Here is a 17,144-nt window from a genome sequence, read left to right as displayed (position 1 = left end):
ATTTTGCATCGATGTTTGAGCTCGGCCATCTCCGCTGCTTTGTCGCCGTCGCCGAGGAACTGCACTTCGGCCGCGCCGCCGCGCGCCTGAACCTGACGCAGCCCCCTCTCAGCCGGCAGATCCAACTGCTCGAACACACGCTCGATGTCCGCCTTCTGGAACGGACCAGCCGCTCGGTGAGCCTGACCCGCGCCGGCCACAGCTTCCTGCCGGAAGCGCGCCGGCTGCTGCGGCTGGCGGAAGGCGCCGCCCTCGCCGCCCGGCGCACGGCCAGCGGCGACATGGGGTCCATCACCCTCGGCTTCACGGCGGCGTCGGGCTACGACTTCCTGCCGCGCCTCATTGCCCATTTCCGCTCCGCGGCACCGGGCATTGATCTCGTTCTGAAGGAAATGGTGTCGACGGACCAGTTCGAGTCGCTGACCTCCGGGCTCATCGATGTCGGGCTGGTGCGGCCGACCTTCAACCGGCGCGAAGTGGCCTCGCTGTGCGTCGTGCGCGAACCGCTTCTGCTGGCGGCCCCGGAAGGGCATCCTTTGACCGACGCGGCCGATGTGCAGCTGGCGGACCTCGATCGGCAGCCGATGGTCACCTACTCGCCCTATGAGGCTCGCTACTTCTACGACCTGCTGGCCACGCTCTTCGCCACCACGGGAATAACGCCGCGCTACGTTCAGCACATCAGCCAGGTGCATTCCATCCTGGGTCTGGTGAAGGCAGGCCTTGGATTGGCCCTGGTGCCGCGCGCCGCGCGCAATCTGAGATTCGAAGGGGTAGCGCTTCGCCCGTTGGCGCCGGGCACCTCGCCGACCGTCGAGCTTCACGCCATCTGGCGGCCAGCCAACGCCAACCCGACCATAAGCGCGTTACATCACGCACTGCAGCGCCTGGTGTCCACGCCTGAGCAGGATGTCTAGCCGCATCGGAATATTCGATCCGGCCCGCGACAGGCTGGAGAACAGCGTCTCGTTGAGCGGTTCATCGCGCATGCTGTCCTTGATGGGGGGCCGGCCCCTGCTGCCCGGCATCGCGTGGCATGATGGCAGTCGGTCCTGGTCACGGGATCACCCCCGTTCCTTGTTCTCGCCCGTCGCGGCGAGGAACGCCGTCCATCGTGGCTCGAACAGCGCATTCAACGCGGTTCCCTCATCGTCCTCCGCCGGTCCCAACCGGATGCGGTTGTTCACGCCTTCGAGCAGGTCGACGAGGAGGCCGGCAATGACGGCCGGATCGCCCGGCCGCAGAACACCGGCGTCCACAGCCGCGTGGACCGCGTCGGTCAGCGGTTCGAGGGCCCGTTCCGACCAGTTGGCGAGGCGCCGCCGCAACCCGGCGGACAGCGCGGCCTCGGCACAGACGGACAGGTAGAAGGCGGCATATTCCCGCCGGCTGCCGATCTCGACATAGCGGAAGGCGACACGGCGGATTGCCTCCAGCGGATCCCCCGCCCCGCCGTCGACCGCCGCCGCCAGGAGCGTCTCGCGAAAGGCGCGCATGTCGCGTTCGACGACGGCATCGAGCAAGGCCTGCTTGTTCGGATGCCGGCGATAGAGGGTGTGCTTGGAGATGCCGAGGCCCGTCGCGATTTCCTCCAGCGAGGTGTTCGCGATGCCCCTTCGCCCGAACGCCGTCCGCGCGCCGTCGAGCAGCCGTGCATCCAGCGCGGCGGCCTGCTGCTTGCTCGGCCGCCCTCCCGGCCTTGGTTCGTGGTTCATCCTGCCCTCATGGCTGAAACGGCATGGTTTCGTTGCGTTTCGGTCGCGGGCCTGATAACAGCACGATACCGTGTCGTTATCCAGAGGTATCGGAACGTGTCCTCGATCCGCCTCGCCGGGCTCGCATGGCTCGCTCCCGGCGGGCAATCGCTCTTCTCCGGGCTCGATCTCGTTTTTGGCAAGGAGCGCACAGGGCTCATCGGCCGCAACGGCGTCGGCAAGTCCACGCTGCTGAAGCTCATTGCGGGCGAACGGACGCCGGCGGCGGGATCGGTGCATGTGGACGGGTCCGTGTACTTTCTTAGGCAGGCGGTCCGGCCGCTGGCCGGGCAGACGGTCGCCGATCTGTTCGACATCTCCGACGCGCTTGCCGCGCTGCGGCGGGCGGAAGCCGGCCGGGCGGGAGCGGACGAACTCGCCGAGGTCGATTGGCTCGTCGAGAGGCGCGTGCAGGAGGCGCTGGGCCGGATGGGGCTTCACGTGGCCGCCGACACCCGGCTGGATCGGCTGTCGGGTGGCGAGAGGACCCGTGCGGCGCTCGCTGCCGCACTCTTCGCCGCGCCGGATTTCCTGCTACTGGACGAGCCGACCAACAATCTCGACCGGGCGGGCCGGCAGGCGGTGGTGGAGCTTCTCCGCGGCTGGCGGTCCGGCGCGATCATCGTGAGCCATGATCGCGAACTGCTCGCGCATGTCGATGCCATCGTCGAGCTCTCGTCGCTCGGGGCAAACCGCTATGGCGGCAATTGGGAGATGTACCGGGCGCGCAGGCAGAGCGAGGCGGATGCGGCGCAACACGCGCTGACCGAAGCTGACAAGCAGATCGCGCAGGTGCGCCGCAAGGCGCAGGCGGCCCTGGAACGCCAGGACCGCCACGACGCCGCCGGTGCCCGCAAGGGTGCGCGAGGCGACCTGCCGCGCCTGCTGCTGGGTGGGCGCCGCGAACGGGCCGAGGCCAGCCGGGGCGATGGAAAGCGCCTCGCCGACCGCCGGCAGGCAGAAGCATCCGAGGCGCTCGCCGAGGCGCGATCCAAGGTCGAGATCCTCGAAAAACTCCGCGTCGTTCTGCCCTCGACACACCTGCCGGCGAACCGGCAGGTCGTACGGCTCGATTCAGTCACCGTGGGCCACGAGGCGGGTCGCCCCCTGATCGCGTCCCTTTCCTTCTCGCTGGCCGGCCCGGAACGGGTCGCCATTGTCGGGCCGAACGGTGCGGGCAAGACCACGCTGCTGAAGCTAATCGCCGGCCAGCTCGCGCCGCTGAAAGGGAACGTTCAACTGAGTGTCTCCATGGCCATGCTCGACCAGAGCATCGCCCTGCTCGACCCCGACCTCAGCATTCGCGACAATTTCATGCGCCTCAATGCCGGCGCCAGCGAGAACGCCTGTCGCGCCGCCCTTGCCGCTTTCCAGTTCCGCGCGGAAAGCGCGCTCCAGCAGGTGGGCACGCTGAGCGGCGGGCAGGCGCTGCGCGCCGGGCTCGCCTGCGTGCTCGGCGGGCCCTGCCCGCCCGAACTGCTGATCCTCGACGAGCCGACCAACCACCTCGATCTCGATTCCATCGAAGCCGTCGAAGCCGGTCTGCGTGCCTATGACGGCGCGCTGCTCGTCGTCAGCCATGACGAACACTTCCTCGCCAACATCGCCGTCGAGCGCCGGCTGGAACTCGGTGCTCCGCCTCAGAGCACGTAGCCGCCTGGGCTCAGCCTGCCGGCCGCCGTGTCTTTAGGGCCATGCCGGGCGTTCCGGCCATCGTGGCGTGCATGGGCGACCTAAACTCTCGATGGCCGGCGACAGGGCCGGCGACATGGCCGACGAGCCCGGCCACCCGGTCACGGCGGGCCCTGCGGCCGGCTGGCTCTCCGTCCAATGAAGGAACTCACCATGCGCGTCATCGATGCGGCCTATATCGCGGGTGGCTTCGTGCCGGTTCAGGGGACCGAGAGGCTCGACGTCGCGGATCCCGCGACTGGGACCGTCATCGCCAAGGCCCGCCTCGCCAACCGTGAGGACGCGCAGCGCGCGATTGACGCGGCCTGGCGGGCCCAGCCGGAAATCGGACGGAGCAGCAGCGTCGAGCGTATCGAGATGTTGCGAAGCCTCGAGGCCGCGCTCGCGGCCCGCTCCGGCGACATAGCCGAGGCCACCATCGCCGAATATGGCGCACCTGCCGCGCGCGTCGGTTTCGTCACCCAGTATGCCGCGCAGGTGTTCGGTTCGATGGCCCGGATCCTGGAGGACTACAGCTTTACCCGAGAGATCGGCGAGGCCCGCGTGCGCATGGAGCCGGTCGGCGTTTCCGCGCTCATCGCGCCGTGGAACAGCGTCGCCGGAACGATCTGCAGCAAGCTCGCCGCCGCCTTGGCCGCAGGCTGTGCCTCGATCATCAAGCCGAGCGAGTTCAGCCCCCTCCAGACGCACGTCGTCACGGAGGCGCTGCACGCCGCCGGGTTGCCGGCCGGCGTGGTCAATGTCGTCACCGGCCGTGGCGCAGATGTCGGCGACGAGCTGGCCATCAATCCCCGCATCACGCGGATTTCCTTCACCGGATCGACCGCCACCGGCAAGATCATCGCCCGCGCGGCGATCGACAGCATGAAGCGGGTCAGCCTGTCACTGTCGGGCAAATCCGCGTCGATCATCCTCGACGACGCCGATCTCGCCGCCGCCGTGCCGCTGGCTCTCAATGGCGGCTTCAACAACAATGGGCAGGCCTGCATCGCGGGAACCCGGATCCTCGTTCCGCGCAGCCGCCTCGGCGAAGCGCTTCAGCTTGTGCGGTCGGCGCTCGCCGGCGTGCGCGTCGGCGATCCGCGCGATCCCGCCACGACCATCGGTCCCGTCGCCAGTCAGACCCAATATGATCGCATCCAGCGCTACATCGCCCGCGGGCTGGAGCAAGGCGCCCGGCTCGTCGCCGGAGGGCAAGGCCGGCCCGAGGGATTGCCGAAGGGCTATTTCGTCAGGCCCACCGTCTTCGCCGATGTGAGCAACGACATGGACATCGCGCGGGAGGAGATCTTCGGCCCGGTACTTTCGATCATCGCCTATGACACCGAGGAGGAGGCCATCGAGATCGCCAATGATTCCGCCTATGGCCTCTATGCCTACGTCTTTTCCGGCCAGAGCGAGCGTGCGCTGCGGGTGGCGGATCGGCTGCAGGCCGGAACGGTGCTCATCAACACGCTGCGGCCCGAGCTGATCGCTCCCTTCGGCGGCGTCAAGCAGTCCGGCATCGGTCGCGAGTTCGGCATTTTCGGCCTTGAATCCTTCCTGGAGCCGAAGACCGAGGTCGCTGCGTGACGGGGCGTGCCAAATCGACCGGTCCGATCGCTTCCCCGTGCGTTCCGAACAGTCGTTCGGCGATGTGTATCGCACTGTGTCGGCTCGACGAAAATCTACATGCGCTTTCAAAGCCGGCCGCATCCCACACCGGCCGGACACAGCCCGGCGTCATTCATCGCCGCCGTTCAGCAGCAAGTGGAACCCCCGACATGTCCAATCAGATCAACCAGCAGCGGCGCGGCCTCCTCGGCGCGACCGCGCTCGGGCTGGCCGTCGTGCCCTTCAGCGCTCTCGCCGCCGCGGCAGCCCAGTCCGGCACGGGTGAGACCGGCCCGGCCGCGCCCGAAGCAGGGACTGCAACACGCGGCACGCGCACCACCTTCTCCACGCTCAAGCATGTCAATGCCGGCGAGCTTGACGTCGCCTATGCCGAGGAGGGGCCCGCAGACGGCCCGCCGGTGCTCCTGCTGCACGGCTGGCCCTACGACATCCACGCCTATGTCGAGGTCGCCCCCATCCTCGCGGCAGCCGGCTATCGCGTGCTCGTCCCCTATCTTCGCGGCTATGGCGGCACGCGTTTCCTCGCGGAGAAAACGCCACGCAACGGCCAGCAGGCGGCGCTGGCGGTCGATGCCATCGCCTTCCTGGACGCGCTGAAGATCGACAAGGCGGTTCTCGGCGGCTTCGACTGGGGCGCGCGCACCGTCAACATCGTGGCCGCGCTGTGGCCCGAGCGCTGCAAGGGCATGGTGTCGGTCAGCGGCTATCTGATCGGCAGCCAGGAAGCCAACCGCAATCCGCTTCCGCCCAAGGCGGAGTTGCGGTGGTGGTATCAGTATTATTTCGCCACCGAACGCGGCCTGAAGGGCTATCGCCAGTACACGCGTGACTTCGCGCGGCTGATCTGGGAACTGGCCTCGCCGAAATGGGCGTTCGACGACGCCACCTTCGACCGCTCCGCCGCGGCCTTCGACAATCCCGATCACGTCGCCATCAGCATCGACAATTACCGCTGGCGGCTCGGACTGGCAAAGGGCGAGGCGAAGTACGACGCGCTGGAGAGGAAGCTGGCCACCTTCCCCACCATCGGCGTACCGACCATCACCATGGAAGGCGACGCCAATGGCGCGCCCCATCCGGCGCCGGAAGCCTATGCGAAGCGGTTCACCGGCAAGTACGAGTTCCGGCTGATCTCCGGCGGCATCGGGCACAATCTGCCGCAGGAGGCGCCGGAGGCCTTCGCCAAGGCGATCATCGACGTGGACCGAGCCTGAGGGCGGGCATGGCGATGATATAGCCCGTGTACTACCCGCTCGCTGTCGGGCACCGGCAGCAGGCCGTCGGCGATTGGGAAAGCCGGCATGGCGGCGCTCTTGCCTAGGTGTTTGGTTCCGCCGATGACCTTTGCTCGAAGGTCGAGCTCATGCCCGGCTCTTTCCCTTCTGATCGATCAGGACGGCCTGCTGGCATCGGCCTGGCTTCTTGTCGGCCCTGTGAATGCAACCGGCCCAGCAGCAGGGGCGCTTTTTCCCCTCCAGCAATTCGTCACAGGTCCGCGCGATGCGGCGTTGGCGTGTCGCCGATTGTTTCGCGTCGTCGACCCAGCAGATGAACTCGTTCCGCCCCAATGGCGTCAGGTTTTCCCACAACGCCAACACGCGCGAATCCGATTCGACGGCGGCTTGAAGGTCTTCACCTGCCTCGTGGACGGTACCATGCGAAAAAGCGCTCACCACGACACCTCCACGCGAGCCCACCCGAGCTGCTTCCATTTCCATCGCCGCTGCCGGACAGGTTGGCGAACAAGCCTGACGATGGAAAGGCGAAATGTCCGCGAGTGGGACGTCGGAAACGAACCGTGCCCGCGCCGGCAGGTCGGCTCGCCATGACCGGGGCGGCGCTCCTCCATGGTCGACCTGGTCAATCGGCGGTTTCAGCTTCGTGCTGGAGGGCGGCGAGCAGCGACATGAATCGTTCGCCCTGCACCAGCACATGGGCACGAATCCGCTCCGCCGCGCCGGCACCATCCCCTTCGAGCAGGGCCTGCAGAATGGCTTCGTGCTCGGCGAGCGACGCCGCTATGCGTCGGGGCACTTTCAGTTGAAGGCGCCGATAGGGTTGTAGCGCGGTCTGCAACCTTATGGCCTCGGCCCGCAGGACGCGATTGCCGGTCGCGGCATAGATCGCCGCATGGAACTGCGCATTGGCCGGGTAATAGGCGTCGTCGTCCCCGGCGGCCACAGCCGCGCAACAGGCGGCGTGCGCCCGGTTGATCGCGGCGCGGTCCGCCTCGCCGAGCCGCTGCGCGGCAAGCCGCGCGCAGGAGGCCTCGATCTCCGCCATGAGTTCGAAGGATTCGACGAGTTCGCGAGGTCCGAGCAGCGCGACATAGGCTCCCCGCCGGGGGCGCATGTCGATCAGGCCGGAGGCGGAGAGCTGGATCAGCGCCTCGCGAATGGGGGTACGCGACACGCCGAAGCGCTCGGCGAGACCTGCTTCGTCGAGCCTCTGCCCGGGCCGCAGCCGACCCGCGACGATGTCCTCTTCAAGCGCTTCGCGAAGCCTGGGGGTCTGTTCACCACGCACGGCATACCTCCGCAGGCAGAAAGCCATGCCTCGTGCTGCAATGCAAGAGGCAGCATCTTGTATACTTGACGATTGACTTTCGATGCATGTTCCTCTTCATTTGATACGGACCGACAGACATCGGTCCGATCGCACGCGATCGGGAGCCGCGCCTCCGCGTAACAGCCGTTCACATTCAACGTCGGGATGTCCATGGGATCGAACACCTCGTTTGTGGCGGACCTTCTGGCCTCCATCGCCGAGCGCGGCCGCACCCTGCTCGACCGCTCCCCCCGCGTCAGCGGAGCGACCCGGGTGGAAACGCTCTACGAGCGCTGCGAGACCTTGCTCTCCGGACGCGGCGAAGCCTCGGGCGTCGCCCTGGCTGCCGACATCCTCGACCGCTACGCACATATGAAGACCGGTGAGAGCATCGCCTTCTTCGAGGTGCTGGCCGAGAAGTTCGGGCCGGATTCCAAACGGCTCGCCGCCGCGGTCGAGGCCTATGGGCGCAACGGCGCGGCGGCGGCGGTCGACCTGCACCGGGCCAGCGAGCCGCGGCGGCAGGAGCTTTTCCGCCGCTTCAACCTCGCGCCGGGCGGCACGCTGTCCCTCGTGCGCATGCGCGAGCAGCTCATGGACGCGATGGTGCGCCGGCGCGATCTCGCCGAGGTCGACCGCGACTTCGCGCACCTGTTCTCGTCCTGGTTCAACCGCGGCTTCCTGGTGCTGAAGCGTATCGACTGGTCGACGCCGGCCAACGTGCTTGAGAAGATCATTCGCTATGAGGCGGTCCACGCCATTCGCGACTGGGACGACCTGCGCGCCCGCGTCGATTCCCCTGACCGGCGCTGCTACGCCTTTTTTCATCCCGCGCTGGTCGACGAACCGCTGATCTTCGTCGAGGTGGCGCTGATGCAGGAGGCACCGGGCGCGATCGCCCCGATCCTCGATTCGGCCCGCAGGCAGCTCCACCCGCAGGAGGCCACGACCGCCGTGTTCTATTCGATCTCGAACTGCCAGAAGGGCTTGGCCGGCGTCTCCTTCGGCAATTTCCTCATCAAGCAGGTGCTCGAGGAAATCTCGCGCGAACTGCGCAACCTCTCGACCTTCGTCACGCTCTCCCCGGTGCCCGGATTCCGCAAATGGCTGGATGCCGAGCGCCGGGCCGAGCAGAGCGTTGTCCTGTCCGCCGCCGACCGCAAGGCGCTCGAGACGCTCGATGCGCCGGACTGGGCGGACAGGCCGGAGCTCCGCGAGGAAGTGGTGGGCGTGCTCGCCCCCATCGCCGCCTACTATTTCCTCGCCGCCCGCACGCCGAAGGGCGCGCCGCTCGATCCGGTCGCCCGGTTCCATCTCGGCAACGGGGCGCGGCTGGAGCGCATCAACCTCATGGGCGACCTGTCGGCAAAGGGCGTCGCCCAGGCGGCCGGGCTGATGGTGAACTACCGCTACGTTCCCGCCGACATCGAGAAGAATCACGAAGCCTTTGCCGGCAAAGGCGAGATCGTCGCGAGCGCGCAGGTGCGCAAGCTGCTCAAGGTCGATCCGGTTTCCCGTGCCCTCGTTCCCGTCACCTGAAAAGCCGTCATGTCCGAAAACCATCTGTTTGCTGCTGTCCGCGCCGCCATCCCCTCCCCCGACAAGCCGCTGGCCCTGCTGGCGGACGGATCGGGCGTGACCTATGGCGAGATGCTGGCTCTTTCCGGTCGGCTCGCCGGGCTTCTCGTGGCGCGGGGCGTAAAGCCGGGTGATCGCGTCGCGGTGCAGGTCGAGAAGTCGTGGCCCGGCCTCGCCCTCTATCTTGCGACGGTGCGCGCGGGGGCGGTCTATCTGCCTCTCAACACGGCCTACACGCTGAACGAGGTGCACTATTTCCTCGGCGATGCCGAGCCCGCCCTGTTCGTCTGCCGACCTGAGGTCGCCGCCGAAGCCCGCGTGCTTGCCGATGAACTCGGCGTGCCCTGCCTGGAGACGCTCGGTGCCGACGGCACCGGCTCGCTCACCGACGCCGCGGCAACGTTTCCGCCGGCTTTCGACGATCTGCCGCGCGGGCCGGACGACCTCGCAGCCATTCTCTACACGTCGGGCACCACCGGCCGCGCCAAGGGCGCCATGCTGAGCCACGGCAATCTGCTCTCCAATGCACTGGCGCTGAAGCAGTGCTGGCGCTTCACCGGCGAGGACGTGCTGATCCACGCGCTGCCGCTGTTCCATACCCATGGCCTGTTCGTGGCGGTCAACATCGTCCTGCTGAGCGGGGCGTCGATGTTCTTCCGCGCGAAGTTCGACCCGCGCGAGGCCATCGAACTGATGGAGCGGTCGACCTGCCTGATGGGCGTGCCGACCTTCTACACCCGGCTGCTCGACCAGCCGGACCTGACGCGCGAGGCGACCGCGCATATGCGCCTGTTCGTCTCCGGCTCGGCGCCCCTTCTGGCGGAGACCCACCGCGCGTTCCGGGAGCGGACGGGCCACGCCATCCTCGAGCGCTACGGCATGACCGAGACCTGCATGAACACCTCGAACCCCTATGAGGGCGAGCGCGTTGCCGGCACGGTCGGCCTCCCTCTTCCGGGCGTATCCATCCGGATCACCGATCCGGCCTCGGGCGCGGAACTCGCCGGGGGAGAGATCGGCATGGTGGAAGTGAAGGGTCCGAACGTGACGCAGGGCTACTGGCGCATGCCCGAGAAGACCGCGAGCGAGTTCCATGACGGATACTTCGTCACGGGCGACCTCGGCTTGATCGACGCGCGCGGCTATCTCAGCATCGTCGGCCGCGGCAAGGACCTCGTCATCACCGGCGGCTTCAACGTCTACCCGAAGGAGATCGAGGGCGAGATCGACGCCATCGACGGCGTGGTGGAGAGCGCCGTCATAGGCGTGCCGCATCCCGATTTCGGCGAGGGCGTCACCGCCGTCGTCGTGCCCGGCCGGGACACGCGCCTGACTGAGCAATCCGTCCTTCGCACCCTGGAAGGCCGGCTGGCGAAGTTCAAGCAGCCCAAGCGCGTGTTCTTCGTCGAGGAGTTGCCGCGCAATACCATGGGCAAGGTGCAGAAGAATGTCCTGCGCGACAGCTACAAGGACATCTATCGCCGGAGCGCCTAGGATAAAGGCGGCACCGGACAACCGAACAAGGTGGCGGATCAACCGCCCCGCAAGAAGACTTTGAGGAAACGCCAACAGTCCGCCGGAAGGCGGTCGACATGGAGGAAAGCATGAACCGTACGCGACAGATCGCGCGCGCCCTGACCCTTGGTTGCGCACTCGCCTTCGCCACCTCTTCCTTCGCGCAGGACATCACGCTGCGCGCCTCGCATCAGTTCCCGGGCGGCAAGGGCGACCCCCGCGACGAGATGGTGCAGATGATCGCCCGCGACGTCGAGGCGGCGAATGTCGGCCTGAAGATCCAGGTCTTCCCGGGCTCGTCGCTGTTCAAGGCGAACGAGCAGTGGGGCGCGATCACCAAGGGCCAGCTCGACATCACGTCCTTCCCGCTCGACTACGCCTCGGGCCGCGTGCCGCAATTCTCGGCCACGCTGATGCCGGGCCTGGTGCGCAATTTCGACCGCGCCGAGCGTCTCAACGACTCGCCCTTCATGCAGGAGATCAAGGCGCTTATCGAGAAGAACGGCGCCATCGTCATCGCCGACGCCTGGCTCTCCGGCGCCTTCGCCTCCAAGAAGGGCTGCATTACCGGCCCCGACAGCATCAAGGGTCAGGTCACGCGCGCCGCCGGCCCGGCCTTCGAGCAGATGCTGGCCGCGGCTGGCGCCTCCATCGCCTCCATGCCGTCGTCGGAAATCTATTCGGGCATGCAGACGGGCGTGCTGGACGCCACCAACACCTCCTCCGAGAGCTTCGTCTCCTACCGCCTCTACGAGCAGGTGAAGTGCCTCACGGCGCCGGGCGCCAACGCCCTGTGGTTCATGTACGAGCCGGTGCTGGTGTCCAAGCAGGTCTTCGACCGGCTCAACCCGGCGCAGCAGAAGGCCATATTGGCGGCGGGCAAGAAGGCGCAGGCCTGGTTCGCCAAGGAAGTGCGCAAGGGCGACCAGAAGCTGATCGACACCTACAAGAAGGCCGGCGTCGAGGTGGTGGAGATGTCCGCCGCCGATTACGACGCCTGGCTCAAGGTGGCGCAGGAAAGCTCCTACAAGAACTTCGCCGAGAAGGTGAAGGGCGGCGACGAGCTGATCAAGAAGGCGCTCTCGGTCCAGTGAGCCCAGCCGCTCCATGACCGGCAGGACGCCGGAGCCCTGCTCCGGCGTCGCCATTCCCACCATCAACGAAGGCGTTCCGATGATCCGCGAGTTCCTGCGAGCGGTCGATCTCGTCTCCCGAATTGCCGCGGTCATCGCCGGGCTGATGCTCATCGCGGCGATGCTGGTGATCTGCGAGATGATCTTCCTGCGCTACGTATTTCGCGCGCCGACGATCTGGCAGACGGATTTCGTCGTGTTCTCGGCCACCGCCGCCATGTTCCTGGGCGCGCCCTATGTGCTGAAGACACGTGGCCATGTCGGGGTGGACGTGATCGAGATCGCACTGGCGCCCGGTCCCCGGCGCGTGCTCGGCATCATCGGCGCCGTCCTCGGCCTGCTCTTCGCCCTCCTGATGACCTTCGCCAGCGCGATCTTCTTCCACGAGGCCTACGTCAATGAATGGCGCACCTCGACGGTGGCCGCCATCACCCTCTGGATTCCGTTGCTGCCGCTGCCGGTCAGCTTCGGCCTGCTGTCGCTCCAATACATCGCCGAACTGATCCGTCGCTGCTGCGGCGCCGACGAAGCCGAAGGTCACGCGTGATGAGCCTCTCCCCCACATCCTCCGGCATCATGATCATCGGCCTGCTCTTCGTGCTGCTGGCCACCGGCATGCCGATCGCCTTCGCACTTGGCCTCACCGCCATCGGCGGCCTGTTGATCGCCAACGGCGTCGGCGTCTTCGACGTGCTGGCCGAAACGATGTTCGCCGGCATCGCCAACCTCGCCTACGTCTCCATCCCGATGTTCGTGCTGATGGGCGCGGCGGTCGCCGCGACGCCGGCGGGGCGCGATCTCTACGAGGCGCTCGACCGCTGGCTCAACCGCGTCCCCGGCGGGCTGGTGCTGTCGAACATCGGCGCCTGCGCCATCTTCGCCGGCATGACCGGCTCCAGCCCGGCGACCTGCGCGGCGATCGGCAAGATGGGCATTCCGGAAATGCTCAAGCGCGGCTACCCGGCCTCGGTCGCCACCGGGTCGATCTGCGCCGGCGGCACGCTCGGCATCCTCATCCCGCCCTCGGTGACGATGATCGTCTATGGCATCGCCACCGAAACCTCGATCGGCCGCCTGTTCCTGGCGGGGGTGATGCCCGGCCTCATGCTGGTCGCCATGTTCATGGCCTGGGCGCTCTATGACTGCCGCCGCAAGAACTTCGATTTCGGCGTGAGCCGCAATCGTTTCACCTTCACCCAGAAACTCGCGGCGCTGCCCAAGGTCACCCCGTTCCTCATCATCATCCTCGGCACGCTCTACGTGCTCTATGGCGGCGTCGCCACGCCCTCCGAGGCGGCGGGCGCGGGTGCCTTCCTGACGCTCGGCGTCGTCATCGTGATGTACCGGCTGTTCCAGCCCAAGCCGATCTTCGAGATCTTCTCCTCCACCCTGCGCGAAAGCGTCATGATCATGATGATCATGGCCTCGGCAGAGCTCTTCGCCTTCGCCCTCTCCTCGCTCTTCATCACCCAGACCGTCGCCGGCGCCATCGCCTCGCTCGACGTGAACCGCTGGGTGCTAATGGGGTTGATCAACCTGTTCCTGCTGGTGTCCGGCATGTTCCTGCCGCCGGTCGCCATCATCGTGATGTCGGCACCACTGCTCTACCCGATCATCATCTCCTCCGGCTTCGATCCCTACTGGTTCGCCGTCGTGCTGACGATCAACATGGAGATCGGCCTCATCACCCCGCCGGTGGGGCTCAACTTGTTCGTGGTCAAGGCCATCGCGCCGCAGGTGCCGGCCCAGCAGGTGCTGAGCGGCTCCCTGCCCTATGTGCTGCTGATGCTGCTCGGCATCGTCATCCTGAGCATCTTCCCGGAGATCGCTACCTGGCTGCCCACCTACATCATGGGTCCCCTGTGAGGGACGGCCTGCAGCCTGGTGCGCAGCAGCGAGAGCCCCATCACCTCGGCGGCGACGTCCATGTCGCGCACCGTCCTCCAGGCACGCCCGACGCTTCCGCCGCGCCGTCATCGACCGAGGCGCACGCGCAACCGCGCCGCTACCGGCGTCCGACATATGAGCGCGTTTGTCTGCACGCGCGGGAAAGCGGGTCGTCGGCGAAAGGAGTAGCCTGAACGCGCCGGATATCGGGCGGCGCGGATCCGAAGATCGGCAAGGCCAACCCTACTCGCCCTCTTTCGTCGCCGCCCTGGCCAGGCGATCCTGCCGCCAGCGGAGCAATCCGGCCAGCCCTGCCAGGCAAAGCGTGCCGATGATCAGCAGGAACGCCGCCGCGGCGATCGTCGGGCTCACATTCTCGCGGATGCTCGCGAACATCTGCCGTGCCAGCGTGCGCTGGTTGGGACCGGCGACAAACAGCGTGATGACGACTTCGTCCAGCGACGTCGCAAACGCGAAGACCGCGCCCGAGATGACACCCGGCAGGGCGAGCGGCAGGGTGATGCGCAGGAAGACGGAGGCGGGGCTGGCGCCCAGGCTGCTCGCCGCACGCTCGACCGAACCATCGATGCCGCCGAGCGACGCCGACACGCTCACGATGACGAACGGCACGCACAGAACCGCATGGGCGACGATGACGCCGAGATATGTGCTGGCAAGACCGAGCCGCGTATAGAGAATCTGCATGCCGACGCCGAGCACGACGGCCGGCACGACCATGGGAAGCAGGAAGATCACCCGCAGCAGACTGGCAAAGGGCAGGCGCGTATTGCGCAAGCCGAGCGCGGCCAGCGTGCCGATGACGGTCGACACCACGGTGGCGCCGCAACCGATGATCAGGCTGTTGATGATGGAGCGCCGCCACGTCTCGCTGGTCTGCAATTCGCTGAACCAGCGCGAGGAGAAACTCTCGATCGGGTAATTCAGGAAAACGCTGGAATTGAACGCCAGCGGCAGGATCGCAATGATCGGCGCGACGAGAAAGAACACCACCGCCGCGCCGAAGACGATCTGAGCCGTGCGCAAAGCTGGGGAGTTTGCCGCCATGTCAGGCCCCCACCATGTTCGGTGAGCGCGAAAGACGGCCGTAGACGAGGTAAAGCGCGGTCGTCGTGACCAGCAGAATCAGGCCGAGCGCGCCCGCCATTCCCCAGTTCGCGGTACCGGTGGCAAAGAAGGCGATGACCGACGAGATCATCTGATCCTCCGCCCCGCCGACAAGAGCGGGCGTGATGTAGTAGCCCAGCGCCACCATGAAGACGAGCAGCGAGCCGGACAGCACGCCCGGCAGCGCCATCGGCAGCAACACATGCCAGAAGGCCCGCAGGCGGCTCGCCCCCAGCGAGCTGGCCGCCGGCATGAGATTGCGCGGTATGCCGAGCAGCACGCTGTAGATCGGCAGCACCATGAAGGGCAGCAGCACATGGGTCATCGCGATGACGACACCCGTGCGGTTGAAGATCAGCTGCAACGGCTGATCGACGATGCCGATGGAAATGAGGGCCTTGTTTATCAGTCCCTCGTTCTGCAGCAGGATCACCCATGACGCGGTGCGCACGAGCAGCGAGGTCCACAGCGGCAACAGCACGGCGAGCAACATCACGTTCCGCACCCAGCCCGTGCTTGCCGCTGCGATCATGGCATAGGGCAGGCCAATTGCCGCGCAGATCAGCGTCACCAGCGCGGCAATGGTGAATGTTCGCACCATGATGATGCGATTGGCCGAGGTGTCGGCCACGACGCTGCCGCCCGTGTCGCGCTTCAGGTCGACCGCGGCGAGCAGATTGCGGTCGGTGTAGTTCGGCATGGCCCGTTGCAGCGCCTGCCAGTACTTCGTCTCACCCCAGCGCTTGTCGACGCCCGCAAGGTCGACGGGCTGATCGGGTGGCGCGTCGCGCACCGCGCTGGCGGTGCGCCCGAGCAGCGTGCGGAAGCCCGATACCTCGCTGTTGAGGCGGCGCACGGCGTCACCGAACGCCATCTGGTCGGCGGGCGTGCGCAGATCGGCGACGAAGGCGTCCTGCACCGCCTTCGGTGGCACGCCTGTACCATCCCATGTCCCGATGGTGCGCGCGGTTTCCGGCATCACCGCGCGCACCGTCCCGTCGGTGACGGAGACGGTTATCATCATGACCAGCGGCCACACGAAAAACACCGCGAGGAACAGGAACAGCGGCGCCACAAGCAGAAGCGCCGAGGCGCGGGCGCGTGCCGGAGACCCGCTCACGGCGCGATTCCCGGTGCGATCAACGTGCATTCGGAGGGCTCGAAGCAGGCGAATGCCGTGCTGCCGACCGACCCGACCGGGACGCGCCGCTGGACCTTCGCGACGAGATCGAGCCCCGCCCCCGAAAGATGCGTGCGCAGATGGTCGCCCTGATAGACATTATCGGTGATGGTGACGGGAATGACGTTGGCCGATCCCGCCTCACCCTGCAGGTGGACCCGCTCGGGACGCACCGAGGTCAGGATGGGCGCGCCGACCTCGACCGGGGCCGTGATCGCGGCGCGAACGACTACGCCATCGTTGATCGCGACGTCGGCGATGCCGTCGGCGACCTTCTTCACCACGCCCTCGAACAGATTGGTCTCGCCGATGAACTCAGCGACGAAGCGGGTGCGCGGGCGGTCATAGATGCCCTCCGGCGTGTCGAGCTGCTCGATGCGGCCGGAATTGAACACGGCAATGCGGTCCGACATGGTGAGCGCTTCGGACTGGTCATGGGTGACGAAGATCACCGTCAGGCCGAGCTTGCGATGCAGGTCGCGCAGTTCGAGCTGCATGTGCTCGCGCAGTTGCTTGTCGAGCGCGCCGAGCGGCTCGTCCATCAGCACCACCGTCGGCTCGAAGACCAGCGCGCGGGTCAGCGCGACACGCTGCTGCTGGCCACCGGAAAGCTGAACCGGGCGGCGGTCCTTCAGATGCGCGAGCCGGACCATGTCGAGCGCACGGGCGACGCGATCGGCCGCTTCCGCCTTTCCCACCCCGCGCATGACGAGAGGGAAGGCGACGTTTTCGGCGACCGTCATATGCGGGAACAGCGCGTAGTTCTGGAACACCACGCCCATGTTGCGCTTGTGCGAGGGCAGGTTCTCGATGCGGGTGCCGTCCAGCCAGATGGCGCCGTGCGACGGGTGCTCGAAACCCGCCAGCATCATCAGGATCGTGGTCTTGCCCGAACCGGAGGGGCCCAGCAGGCTGAGGAACTCACCCTTGGCGACCAGCAGATCGAGCTTATCGACCACGCGCAGGGTGCCATAGGATTTCGTGACCTGATCGAAATGGATGAAGGGCGCCAACCGCAATCTCCGAAGTGATGGCTTTGCGTGAAGCTACCCGGCTGGGAGGCCAGCTCCAAGCGAACGACGGCGATCATACCTTCAGTCGTCCGGCCGGAACGGCCGT

Annotated in this window: 15 protein-coding genes; 9 read left to right on the top strand and 6 right to left on the bottom strand. The window is 66.9% G+C overall.

Annotated elements, in window-relative coordinates:
* Positions 1-11 precede the first annotated feature (11 nt).
* Positions 12-917 carry a LysR family transcriptional regulator gene (locus AC1PZ7_RS08185; protein ID WP_482358977.1) on the top strand — a complete coding sequence of 302 codons (906 nt, stop codon included), beginning with the start codon at positions 12-14 and terminating at the stop codon, positions 915-917.
* A gap of 147 nt (positions 918-1,064) precedes the next feature.
* Here the strand turns inward: AC1PZ7_RS08185 and AC1PZ7_RS08180 are convergent, their stop codons facing one another.
* Complete coding sequence (locus AC1PZ7_RS08180) at positions 1,065-1,715, bottom strand: TetR/AcrR family transcriptional regulator (RefSeq protein WP_482358976.1); 651 nt, start codon at positions 1,713-1,715, stop codon at positions 1,065-1,067.
* 96 nt (positions 1,716-1,811) lie between these two features.
* Here AC1PZ7_RS08180 and AC1PZ7_RS08175 point away from each other — a divergent pair, with 96 nt between their 5' ends.
* From AC1PZ7_RS08175 to AC1PZ7_RS08165, 3 genes are all read left to right on the top strand, one after another.
* A complete protein-coding gene (locus AC1PZ7_RS08175) occupies positions 1,812-3,407 on the top strand; it encodes an ABC-F family ATP-binding cassette domain-containing protein (RefSeq protein ID WP_482358975.1) in 1,596 nt (531 codons plus the stop codon).
* 192 nt (positions 3,408-3,599) lie between these two features.
* Positions 3,600-5,018 (top strand): aldehyde dehydrogenase family protein, encoded by a 1,419-nt coding sequence (locus AC1PZ7_RS08170; RefSeq protein ID WP_482358974.1) that lies wholly within the window; start codon positions 3,600-3,602, stop codon positions 5,016-5,018.
* A gap of 191 nt (positions 5,019-5,209) precedes the next feature.
* On the top strand, positions 5,210-6,274 hold the full coding sequence (locus tag AC1PZ7_RS08165; protein WP_482358973.1) for an alpha/beta fold hydrolase: 1,065 nt from the start codon (positions 5,210-5,212) through the stop codon (positions 6,272-6,274).
* A 147-nt stretch (positions 6,275-6,421) separates the two neighbouring features.
* On the opposite strand, the gene AC1PZ7_RS08160 is transcribed toward AC1PZ7_RS08165, so the two are convergent.
* Together AC1PZ7_RS08160 and AC1PZ7_RS08155 are read right to left on the bottom strand one after the other, a co-directional pair.
* On the bottom strand, positions 6,422-6,772 hold the full coding sequence (locus AC1PZ7_RS08160; protein ID WP_482359600.1) for a YdeI/OmpD-associated family protein: 351 nt from the start codon (positions 6,770-6,772) through the stop codon (positions 6,422-6,424).
* 148 nt (positions 6,773-6,920) lie between these two features.
* Entirely contained in the window at positions 6,921-7,586 is a 666-nt protein-coding gene (locus AC1PZ7_RS08155; RefSeq protein WP_482358972.1) for a GntR family transcriptional regulator, read from the bottom strand.
* A 192-nt stretch (positions 7,587-7,778) separates the two neighbouring features.
* Between AC1PZ7_RS08155 and AC1PZ7_RS08150 the strand changes: the two genes are divergently transcribed.
* From AC1PZ7_RS08150 to AC1PZ7_RS08130, 5 genes are all read left to right on the top strand, one after another.
* Entirely contained in the window at positions 7,779-9,146 is a 1,368-nt protein-coding gene (locus tag AC1PZ7_RS08150; RefSeq protein ID WP_482358971.1) for a malonyl-CoA decarboxylase, read from the top strand.
* Between the two features lie 9 nt (positions 9,147-9,155).
* Positions 9,156-10,679 carry a malonate--CoA ligase gene (locus tag AC1PZ7_RS08145; RefSeq protein ID WP_482358970.1) on the top strand — a complete coding sequence of 508 codons (1,524 nt, stop codon included), beginning with the start codon at positions 9,156-9,158 and terminating at the stop codon, positions 10,677-10,679.
* 110 nt (positions 10,680-10,789) lie between these two features.
* Positions 10,790-11,794 (top strand): TRAP transporter substrate-binding protein, encoded by a 1,005-nt coding sequence (locus AC1PZ7_RS08140; RefSeq protein ID WP_482358969.1) that lies wholly within the window; start codon positions 10,790-10,792, stop codon positions 11,792-11,794.
* 13 nt (positions 11,795-11,807) lie between these two features.
* Positions 11,808-12,380 carry a TRAP transporter small permease subunit gene (locus AC1PZ7_RS08135; protein ID WP_482358968.1) on the top strand — a complete coding sequence of 191 codons (573 nt, stop codon included), beginning with the start codon at positions 11,808-11,810 and terminating at the stop codon, positions 12,378-12,380.
* Positions 12,380-13,699 (top strand): TRAP transporter large permease, encoded by a 1,320-nt coding sequence (locus AC1PZ7_RS08130; protein ID WP_482358967.1) that lies wholly within the window; start codon positions 12,380-12,382, stop codon positions 13,697-13,699. The genes AC1PZ7_RS08135 and AC1PZ7_RS08130 overlap by 1 nt, the downstream gene beginning before the upstream one ends.
* A gap of 264 nt (positions 13,700-13,963) precedes the next feature.
* Here the strand turns inward: AC1PZ7_RS08130 and AC1PZ7_RS08125 are convergent, their stop codons facing one another.
* Genes AC1PZ7_RS08125 through AC1PZ7_RS08115 form a run of 3 tightly spaced genes read right to left on the bottom strand, consistent with a single transcriptional unit; the run spans position 13,964 to position 17,038 of the window.
* The gene (locus AC1PZ7_RS08125) at positions 13,964-14,785 is read right to left on the bottom strand and encodes an ABC transporter permease (protein WP_482358966.1); all 822 of its coding nucleotides are present in this window, start codon (positions 14,783-14,785) and stop codon (positions 13,964-13,966) included.
* A gap of 1 nt (position 14,786) precedes the next feature.
* A complete protein-coding gene (locus tag AC1PZ7_RS08120; protein ID WP_482358965.1) occupies positions 14,787-15,965 on the bottom strand; it encodes an ABC transporter permease in 1,179 nt (392 codons plus the stop codon).
* Positions 15,962-17,038: an ABC transporter ATP-binding protein gene (locus AC1PZ7_RS08115; RefSeq protein WP_482358964.1), complete on the bottom strand. Its 1,077-nt coding sequence runs from the start codon at positions 17,036-17,038 to the stop codon at positions 15,962-15,964. The genes AC1PZ7_RS08120 and AC1PZ7_RS08115 overlap by 4 nt, the downstream gene beginning before the upstream one ends.
* Between the last annotated feature and the right edge of the window lie 106 nt (positions 17,039-17,144).

The sequence above is a fragment of the Ancylobacter sp. TW_SC_1 genome (assembly GCF_056836805.1).
The sequence above is the reverse complement of the archived record's forward strand: the minus strand, read 5'-3'. Positions and strand labels throughout refer to the sequence as shown.

Bases quoted from the DNA above. Each gene is read 5' to 3' on its own strand.
- AC1PZ7_RS08140 (WP_482358969.1), top strand. From the start codon at position 10,790: ATGAACCGTACGCGACAGATCGCGCGCGCCCTGACCCTTGGTTGCGCA.
- AC1PZ7_RS08125 (WP_482358966.1), bottom strand. From the start codon at position 14,785: ATGGCGGCAAACTCCCCAGCTTTGCGCACGGCTCAGATCGTCTTCGGC.
- AC1PZ7_RS08150 (WP_482358971.1), top strand. From the start codon at position 7,779: ATGGGATCGAACACCTCGTTTGTGGCGGACCTTCTGGCCTCCATCGCC.
- AC1PZ7_RS08145 (WP_482358970.1), top strand. From the start codon at position 9,156: ATGTCCGAAAACCATCTGTTTGCTGCTGTCCGCGCCGCCATCCCCTCC.
- AC1PZ7_RS08165 (WP_482358973.1), top strand. From the start codon at position 5,210: ATGTCCAATCAGATCAACCAGCAGCGGCGCGGCCTCCTCGGCGCGACC.
- AC1PZ7_RS08160 (WP_482359600.1), bottom strand. From the start codon at position 6,772: ATGGAAGCAGCTCGGGTGGGCTCGCGTGGAGGTGTCGTGGTGAGCGCT.
- AC1PZ7_RS08130 (WP_482358967.1), top strand. From the start codon at position 12,380: ATGAGCCTCTCCCCCACATCCTCCGGCATCATGATCATCGGCCTGCTC.
- AC1PZ7_RS08180 (WP_482358976.1), bottom strand. From the start codon at position 1,715: ATGAACCACGAACCAAGGCCGGGAGGGCGGCCGAGCAAGCAGCAGGCC.
- AC1PZ7_RS08135 (WP_482358968.1), top strand. From the start codon at position 11,808: ATGACCGGCAGGACGCCGGAGCCCTGCTCCGGCGTCGCCATTCCCACC.
- AC1PZ7_RS08185 (WP_482358977.1), top strand. From the start codon at position 12: ATGTTTGAGCTCGGCCATCTCCGCTGCTTTGTCGCCGTCGCCGAGGAA.
- AC1PZ7_RS08170 (WP_482358974.1), top strand. From the start codon at position 3,600: ATGCGCGTCATCGATGCGGCCTATATCGCGGGTGGCTTCGTGCCGGTT.